The 655-nt window shown below is 39.5% G+C and carries 1 rRNA gene; it reads right to left on the bottom strand.

Features of this window, described 5'->3' with window-relative positions:
* A 23S ribosomal RNA gene (locus ACTS4L_RS11370) occupies positions 1–655 on the bottom strand; the annotation flags it as partial.

A 655-nucleotide genomic window follows, 5' to 3' on the forward strand; every position in this document is an offset into this window, starting at 1 on the left:
TAGGAAACCTTGGGTTTTCGGCCAATAAGAATCTCACTTATTTATCGTTACTCATGTCAGCATTCGCACTTCTGATACCTCCAGCAAACTTCTCAATTCACCTTCTTCAGCTTACAGAACGCTCCCCTACCACTCAGAGGACAGATGACAGATGACTGAAAACAGATAAATCAAAACTACATCCATTTCTTATGAAGACCACTTAACATCTTTGCTATATCTCGATATTCATCACTAAATCTTTCACAATCAGACTTAGCAATATAATCCAAATCGTAACAATATCTTATCCATACTCGCATCTCTTCCGCTGACCCAATCGCTATTGCTAAATAACGCTTAAAATCAACTTTGGATATACTCTGCTTACCAAATCCTTCCGCAATATTTGCACAAATTGATTTACTCGCTCGCCTTACTTGATCTGCCAGAGCATATTGCTCAACTTTCGGCATCTCCAAGCTTAACTTATGTATCTCCAATGAAACTTTATATGCTTTCTGAAAAACCATTAAGTCTTCAAACTTCTCTATAGCTTTCATTATTCTGTCCTCTGTCTTCTGTTTTCTGTCCTCTGAATCCGCAGCTTCGGTGTATCGCTTAGCCCCGTTAAATCTTACGCGCAAGCCGACTCGACCAGTGAGCTATTACGCTT

Origin of the sequence: Cysteiniphilum sp. 19S12-1 (assembly GCF_052030685.1) — a bacterium.
Lineage (GTDB): Bacteria > Pseudomonadota > Gammaproteobacteria > Francisellales > Francisellaceae > Caedibacter.